The sequence below is a fragment of the Pyxidicoccus fallax genome (assembly GCF_012933655.1).
Taxonomy (GTDB): domain Bacteria; phylum Myxococcota; class Myxococcia; order Myxococcales; family Myxococcaceae; genus Myxococcus; species Myxococcus fallax.
The window spans coordinates 1-7,251 of record NZ_JABBJJ010000488.1 but is presented as its reverse complement, the minus strand read 5'-3'; the positions used below and the strand labels follow the sequence as shown (position 1 = coordinate 7,251).

Here is a 7,251-nt window from a genome sequence, read left to right as displayed (position 1 = left end):
CCCCGGAGGCGCCGCCTGCCCCCACGAGCCCGCTCCCCGGGAGGGCGGCCGGCCGTTGAAGAACGGGAATGGACGCACCGTGCGACTTGCTTCCAGCCGCCGGCCCGCGTAGCGATGACTTCCCGTGAAGCTCTCCCTCGCCACGCGCATCTTCCTCGGCTACGCGGTGGTGCTCGTCACCTTCGGACTGGTGTCCCTGTTCAGCGTGACGGAGCTGCACCGCAACCGGCTGGAAATCCGGCTCGTCAGCCAGGGCTACCTCCAGCTCTCCCAGGACGCCGCCGAGCTGGAGACCTTCCACACCACCCAGGAGAAGGACACCGAGCGGCTCCTGGACGAGGGCAACGTGGAGGCCCGTCGTGCCTTCATCCGGCTGGCGCGCCTGTACTTCCCGCCCCTGATGTCGCAGCGGCTCACCGTCGCCCAGGGCAAGGCGCGCGAGGTGCTGGCCTTCGCGCCCCCCAGCGAGGCCCCCTTCATCCTCGATCTGGAGAACCGCTTCGGGGAGATTCACTCGCGCTACCGTGACTACGGCCGTGTCGCGGAGCGGGTCTTCACCACGCTGTCCTCCCCCACCCCGGACCGCGAACAGGTGGCCAAGGCCAGCGCCGAGCTGCGCCAGCTGGAGACGTCCATCGGCCGCGAGATTCGCGTGCTCCGCGTGGCCCTGGCCAACCGCATCCGCGAGCGCGTGGACGACGCCGAGGAGCGCGAGCGCACCACCGGCGTCTTCATCATCGGCTTCTCCCTGGCCGCCATCGCCCTGGGCCTCGGCGCCACCGCCTGGTCCGCGCGCACGCTGCGCCCCATGCGCACCCTCATCGAGGGCGTGTCCCGCATCGGCAAGGGCGACTACAGCGCCCAGCTCGGCGTGCGCGGCGATGACGAGGTCGCCGTGCTCGCCCGCGAGTTCGACCAGATGGCCCGCTCGCTCCAGGCCCGCGAGGCGCAAATCAAGGCCCAGGCCGAGGCCCTCATGCGCGCCGAGCAGCTCGCCGCCGTGGGCCGCATCTCCGCGCAAATCGTCCACGAGGTGCGCAACCCCCTGTCCTCCATCGGCCTCAACGTGGAGCTGCTCCAGGACGGGCTGGAGCGCGCGTCGTTCCCCTCCGACGACGACGCGGGCGAGGTGAAGGAACTCCTGTCCGCCGTCACCCGCGAGGTGGACCGGCTGGCCGACGTCACCGAGCACTACCTGCGCATGGCCCGCCCGCCCCGGCCGGACCTGGACCCGCGCGACGTCACCGCCGTGCTGGACGGCGTGCTGGACTTCAGCCGCGAGGAGCTGGAGCGCGCCGGCGTGGAGGTGGTCCGCGACTTCGACAAGCACACGCCCCCCGTGCTCGCGGACGAGGGCCAGCTGCGCCAGGTGTTCCTCAACCTGCTGCGCAACAGCCGCGAGGCCATGCCCGGCGGCGGCCGGCTCACCGTGGCCACCCGCCCCCTGGAGCGTGACGTGGAGGTCACCATCGCGGACACGGGTCAGGGCATGTCGGAGGAGACCCGACGCCACCTCTTCGAGCCCTTCTACACCACCAAGGAGGGAGGCACGGGGCTGGGGCTCGCGGTGAGCCAGCAGATCCTCCAGGCCCACGGGGGCTCGCTCTCCTGCCAGAGTATTCCCGGCCAGGGGACCTCCTTCGTGTTAAGGCTTCCTCGCGCATGAGCTTCAATTCGTACCGGGACGTGCTGCCCTCCGGGCTGCGCGTCGTCACCGTCGAGACGCCCCACCTGCACACCGCCCTGCTCGCCATCTACGTGCGGACGGGCAGTCGCCACGAGACCGTCTCCAACAACGGCGTCAGCCACTTCCTGGAGCACCTCTTCTTCCGCGGCAGCGAAGGCTGGCCGGACACGGTGAAGATGAATGCCGCCGTGGAGGAGGTGGGTGGCAACCTCAACGGCGTCACCACCCGGGACCACGGCTACTACTACACGCCGCTGCACCCCGCGTACCTGCGCGTGGGCATGGACATCCTCGGCGACATGCTCACCCGCCCCCGCCTCACCGACATGGAGGTGGAGCGGCAGATCATCCTCGAGGAGATGCTGGACGAGGTGGACGAGAAGGGCCGCGACATCGACCTGGACAACCTGTCCAAGCGGCTGCTCTTCCCCAACCACCCGCTGGCCCTCAAAATCGCGGGCACGCGCGAGTCCGTCTCCGCCCTCACCCACGCCCAGGTGCTGGAGCACTTCGCCAAGCACTACGTGGCGGGCAACCTCGTCGTCACCGCCGCCGGCCGCGTCAACCGCCAGGAGGTCCTGGAGATGGCCGAGCGCGCCTTCGCCCGCCTGCCGTCCGGCCCCGGAAACCTCGAGGTGCCGCCCACGTACAGCGCCCCCGCCCCCCGGCTGCACTTCGTGGCCCACGACGAGTCGCAGACGGAGTTCCGCCTCAACTTCCGCACCGTGCCGGACCGGCACGAGGACCAGCCCGCGCTGCAAATCATCCGGCGCCTCTTGGATGACGGACTGTCGTCGCGGCTGCCCTTCGAAGTGGTGGAGAAGCGCGGACTGGCCTACTCCGTCCACGCGTCGCTGGACACGTACCACGACGCGGGCCTCTTCGAGATTGAAGCGGCGAGCGCGCCGGAGAAGGCCTCGCAGGTGGTGGCCGAGGCGTTCCGCGTGCTCGGCACGCTCTGCGACACCGAGGTGGGCGAGGAGGAGCTGTCCCGGGCCAAGCGGCGCCACCGCATGCTGCTGGAGTTCGCCCAGGACTCGCCGGGCGAGCTGGCCGGCTGGTTCGGCGTCAACGAGCTGTTCAACGCGCCCGAGTCCTTCAGCCACCGCGCGGACCTGGTGGACGCGCAGTCCGCCGCGCGCGTGCGCGAGGTGGCCCGGCGCTACTTCCACCGGGAGAACCTCACGGTGGTGGCGGTGGGCCAGCGCAAGGGCCTGAAGGCGCTGGAGCGCGTGGTGGCGGAGGCCCCCGGGCTTCCCGCCCCCGAGGCGCCCCCGCTGGCCGCCGTCAGCGGCCTCCGCGGATGATGATGGGGCCGGAGCGCTTCTTGGGCTTCGGCAAGAGCGCGGTGAGGGCCTTCTTCGTGCGGAGGTACTCCGCGTTGTCCGGCTCGCGCTTCAGGGCCTCGTCGATGAGCTTCAGCCCCTGGGACACCTTGGTCTGCAGCGTCGCGTAGAGGCCCGCCAGCGCCGCCTTCTCCTCCAGGGAGGCCTCGCCCAGGGTGAGCAGCCGCTCCAGGGAGGCCTGTGCCTCCGCCTTGCGCTCGGCCTTCAGGTGCAGGCGCCACATCCGCGAGTGGGCCGCGGCGAAGCGCGGCTCCGCGGTGAGGGCGAAGCGGTAGCTCTCCTCGGCGCCGCGGCGGTCGCCCTGCTCCTCCTGCACGCGCCCGCGCACGTACTGCGCGCGCGGCAGGCTCGGCCGGAGCTGGAGCGCCTTGTCGACGAGGGTCTGCGCGTCCGGGACGCGGCCCTGCGCCAGCACCGTCTCCGCCAGCCAGGCCAGGGCCTCGGCGTTGCGCGGCTCGGCCTCCACCAACTTCCTCAGCGCCGCCTCGGCGTCCGCGGGGCGGGAGAGGGCCAGCAGCACCCGCGCGCGCAGCGTCACCACGTCCGTGCGCGCCGCTTCCGGCCCCTGCACCGCGCCCAGGTCCGCTTCCGCCATCTCCGGGAAGCCGCTGTTGAGGAAGTACCTCGCGCGCAAGAGCCGCGCGGACGTCAGCCCCGCGTCCTGCGCCAGCAGCCGGTCCATCAGGTTGGCCGCCAGCAGCTCGTCCCCCTTGAGGAGGAGGATCTCCGCCTCCACCGCCTTGGCCTCCGGGTCGTCCGGGTTCTCCCGGAGGATGGCCTCCAGCGTCTTGAAGGCGGCGTCAATCTGCCCCTCGCGGGCCTGGATGCGGGCCAGCTTGAGCACGTCCGCGTCCGGGAGGCTGCCCGTGTCGCGCAGGCGGATGAGGGTGCTGAGCGCGTCCTGGGTGTGGCCGTCCTGGAGGTACAGATCGGCGAGCTGCCGCTGGAGGGCCGGGTCGTCGCCCACGAGGGACTTCGCCTGCTTCAGCGCCAGGATGGCCGCGCCGTCATTGCCGGCGAGCCGCTGGGCCTCGGCCATGAGCAGCAGGGGCTCGGCGCTCTCCGGGGCGGCCGTCATCGCCTTGCGCAGCGCGGCGATGGCGGGAGCGGATTCGCCCTTGGAGATGTAGGCACGGCCCTCGGCCAGGGCGGCCTGGGCCTGCTGGGCACGGTTCTGGACAGCCGCGGCCTCGGGCTCCTTGCAAGCGAGCGGGAGGAGGAGCGCCAGGGTCCAGGGACGGGTCGAAAATCGCCAGGGCATCGCTGAGCGGGAGGGTACCGGATGTTATCCTCCCCCGTCGATGGACCCATTCGTTCGGCGCCTCGTGGAGAGGCTCCATGACCCCAGCAAGCCGCTGTCGCGCAACCGGCACTTCCACACGTTCGACACCCCCGAGGGTCGGATGGCGCTGAAGGTGTTCCGGCGGCTGCGCAGCCTCCAGAAGGACATCCTCGCCTGCCAGGCGGAGGGCCGCCGTGCGCGCATCTCCCGGCAGCTCAACGCGGAGGGCGGCTACCGCATCGAGCTCATCATGGAGCGGATGTCCGGCCGCCGCGTGTCCATGCTCCAGGCAGCCGAGTTCGAGCTGCTCGCCGCCCTGCCCGGTGTCCGTGACGCGCTCGAAGTGCTGGACGTGGCGGCGTAGGACCTACACCTCGGCGCCGTACGGCGGCGCCGGCTCGTACTGGATGTAGCGCTGGACCTGACGCGCGAAGGCCGGGTCCCAGAGCTGTCCCACCAACCACAGCGCCATGTCGATGCCGGCGGACACACCCGCCGCGGTGACGACGTTTCCGTCCCGCACGTAGCGGATGTCGTCCAGCACGGTGACGTTGCCCCGCTCTCGCAGCTCATGGATGGCGCTCCAGTGCGTCGTCACCCGGCGCCCCGTGCACAGCCCGGCGGCTTGCAGCAGGAAGGCGCCGGTGCAGACGCTGGTGACCCACTTCGCCTCGGCGCCCTTCGCCCGGAGCCACGCGAGCATCCGCTCATCGTGCATCTCGCGCTTGCGGCCCTCGCCTCCGGGGGCGAGGAGGACGTCCAGGCGCGGGGCGTCCGTGAGGGCGCCGTCGGGGAGCACGCGCAGGCCCTTGGCGCTGCGGATGGGCTTTCCGTCATGGGCGAAGGTCTTCACGTCGATGGACAGCTCCGGGCGGAGGTACGCGGCGGCGGCGAAGACCTCCCACGGGCCGGCGTAGTCGAGTTCCTCTGCTCCGTCGAACAGCACGATTCCAATGCGCGTCATTCGGGGTGCCTCCTGGGTTGCGCGGCGCGGAAGCGCTCGCGGTACGTCGTGGGACTGGTGCGCAGCACGCGGTTGAAGGCGCGGCGCATGGACTCGGAGGTGCCGAAGCCGAGGCGCGCGGCGATGGCGTCCACGCCGTCGGAGGTCTCCTCCAGGGCGCGGCGGGCGGCCTCCACGCGCACCTGCTCCGCGAAGCGCGCGGGAGGAAGGCCCACCTCGGCGGTGAAGGCGCGGCGGAAGTGGCGCTCGCTCATGGCCACGCGGCGGGCCAGCGCGGGGATGCGCAGGTCGTCTCCGGGGTGGTCCACCATCCAGGCCTGCAAGTCGCGCAGGGGCTCGCGCTCGGCGGTCTGCGCGGAGAGCTGCGCGCTGAACTGGGACTGGCCTCCGGGACGGCGGAGGAAGAGGACCAGCTCGCGCGCCACCGCCATGGCTATGTCGCGGCCGCAGTCCTCCTCGACGAGCGCGAGCGCCAGGTCCATGCCGGCGGTGACTCCCGCGGACGTGTAGACGTGGCCGTCGCGGAGGTAGATGGGGTCCTGCTCCACGCGGACGGCGGGGTGGAGCTTCGCGAGCCGGTCGCACTCGCTCCAGTGGGTGACGGCGCGGCGGCCATCCAGGAGCCCGGCGGCGGCGAGGACGAAGGCCCCGGTGCAGACGGACGCGAGCCTGCGTACGCGGGGCGCTTGATTGCGAACCCAGGTGAGGACGCGCGCATCCTCCGCGACCTGGTGCACGCCCCGGCCGCCCGCGATGAGCAGCGTGTCGAAGGTGGCGCCGCGGCCCGCGCGCGGGAGCACGCCGTCCGCGACGAGGCGCAGGCCCGACGACGAGCGCAGCACGGGGCCGTGCGCGCTGAGGAGCTCCAGCACGTAGCGCTCACCGGTGGCGCCGCGTTCCTCCCGGAGCCAGCGGGACGCGCGGCCGAAGACCTCCAGCGGGCCGGTGATGTCGAGAATCTGCGCGTCGTCGAAGGCGAGGAGCGCGATCCGGAGCGGGGGCTCGCGGGAGTCCGGTCTCGCTCGCGGTGGACGCTGGTGGGCTCGCTTCATGAGGGGCACTGTGCGCCCCTCCCCCGGTTGGCCGCAAGGACACGCAGCCCACACTTCCGGCCATTCAGAACACCCAGGGACCGAGCCCGGTGGGCGCTCCGCCGCACGCCTCGCGCAGGCGGGCCAGCGCGTCCTCGTAGGAGAGCGTCGTGGCGTCCTCACGGAGGGACGGAGAGGCCCAGGTCCGCCACGAGCGCAGCACCGCGACGTGACGGCCGTCCTCCTCCTGCGCCTCGGAGAAGTGGACCAGCAGTCGCTCCACGAGCGTCTGACGGGCCTTGGTCCACGGCCCCTCCTTGTCGAGCCGCACCTCGCCATTCCGCTCCACGGCGGTCAGCAGCTCGCGGGCCTCGGGAGACAATCCCGCCAGCGAGGCGCGGCGACGCGACGGCTCCATGGCCACGCGGTACACGGAAGGCCACAGCGTGGGGTCCACGAAGGCGACCTTGCCCTCCACCAGCCGTACCGCGAGCACCTCCGGCGAGGCGCGCAGCATCCGTCCCAGTCGATAGGCGAGCCGCCCCTTCGCGTGCTCTCGCCAGCTCCCGGAGGGACGTCCACCCAGGACCTTCTCCACGAGCGAGGCGGGCCCGTGCGTGGGCACCTCGGTGATGACATGGTGCGTGTGGACCAGTTCCACCGCGTCATTCAGTGTGCGAATCAAGCATCCTCCTCGTGCTGGTCCGATAGATGCGTCCGACCTGCTGGAAGATGCGCATGTGGGCGCGGGCGACGGCACGGGCGCTTCTCCGCATGGCCGGTGGGGAGACGCGAGGCCTTTCGATTATCGGCTCTCCGGAGCACCGCATCCCTTCCCCCGGTCCCCATGACTGGAACGAAGGGCACGCCGCTGGATGACCTACCAGGTCCTCACCAGGCACGAGCCCCACCCTCCCTGGCATGTCAGCCCCCTCCGGTAG

General features: G+C 71.8%; 7 protein-coding genes. 3 read left to right on the top strand and 4 right to left on the bottom strand.

Features of this window, described 5'->3' with window-relative positions; all coding sequences use genetic code 11:
* The first annotated feature begins 124 nt into the window (after positions 1-124).
* Positions 125-1,666, top strand: a complete 1,542-nt coding sequence (locus tag HG543_RS49710) for an ATP-binding protein (protein ID WP_169352003.1) — start codon at positions 125-127, stop codon at positions 1,664-1,666.
* Positions 1,663-2,994 carry a M16 family metallopeptidase gene (locus HG543_RS49705; protein WP_169352002.1) on the top strand — a complete coding sequence of 444 codons (1,332 nt, stop codon included), beginning with the start codon at positions 1,663-1,665 and terminating at the stop codon, positions 2,992-2,994. Before HG543_RS49710 ends, HG543_RS49705 begins: the two co-directional genes overlap by 4 nt.
* On the opposite strand, the gene HG543_RS49700 is transcribed toward HG543_RS49705, so the two are convergent.
* A complete protein-coding gene (locus HG543_RS49700) occupies positions 2,975-4,294 on the bottom strand; it encodes a tetratricopeptide repeat protein (protein WP_169352001.1) in 1,320 nt (439 codons plus the stop codon). The genes HG543_RS49705 and HG543_RS49700 overlap by 20 nt on opposite strands.
* 40 nt (positions 4,295-4,334) lie before the next feature.
* Here HG543_RS49700 and HG543_RS49695 point away from each other — a divergent pair, with 40 nt between their 5' ends.
* Positions 4,335-4,679 (top strand): hypothetical protein, encoded by a 345-nt coding sequence (locus HG543_RS49695; protein WP_169352000.1) that lies wholly within the window; start codon positions 4,335-4,337, stop codon positions 4,677-4,679.
* Positions 4,680-4,682: 3 nt separating this feature from the next.
* Here the strand turns inward: HG543_RS49695 and HG543_RS49690 are convergent, their stop codons facing one another.
* The 3 genes from HG543_RS49690 to HG543_RS49680 all read right to left on the bottom strand — a co-directional run bounded on the left by HG543_RS49690 (position 4,683) and on the right by HG543_RS49680 (position 6,995).
* Positions 4,683-5,279 (bottom strand): DJ-1/PfpI family protein, encoded by a 597-nt coding sequence (locus HG543_RS49690; RefSeq protein ID WP_169351999.1) that lies wholly within the window; start codon positions 5,277-5,279, stop codon positions 4,683-4,685.
* Complete coding sequence (locus tag HG543_RS49685; RefSeq protein ID WP_169351998.1) at positions 5,276-6,331, bottom strand: GlxA family transcriptional regulator; 1,056 nt, start codon at positions 6,329-6,331, stop codon at positions 5,276-5,278. Before HG543_RS49685 ends, HG543_RS49690 begins: the two co-directional genes overlap by 4 nt.
* Before the next feature lie 64 nt (positions 6,332-6,395).
* Positions 6,396-6,995 (bottom strand): RNA methyltransferase, encoded by a 600-nt coding sequence (locus HG543_RS49680; RefSeq protein ID WP_169351997.1) that lies wholly within the window; start codon positions 6,993-6,995, stop codon positions 6,396-6,398.
* Positions 6,996-7,251 lie beyond the last annotated feature (256 nt).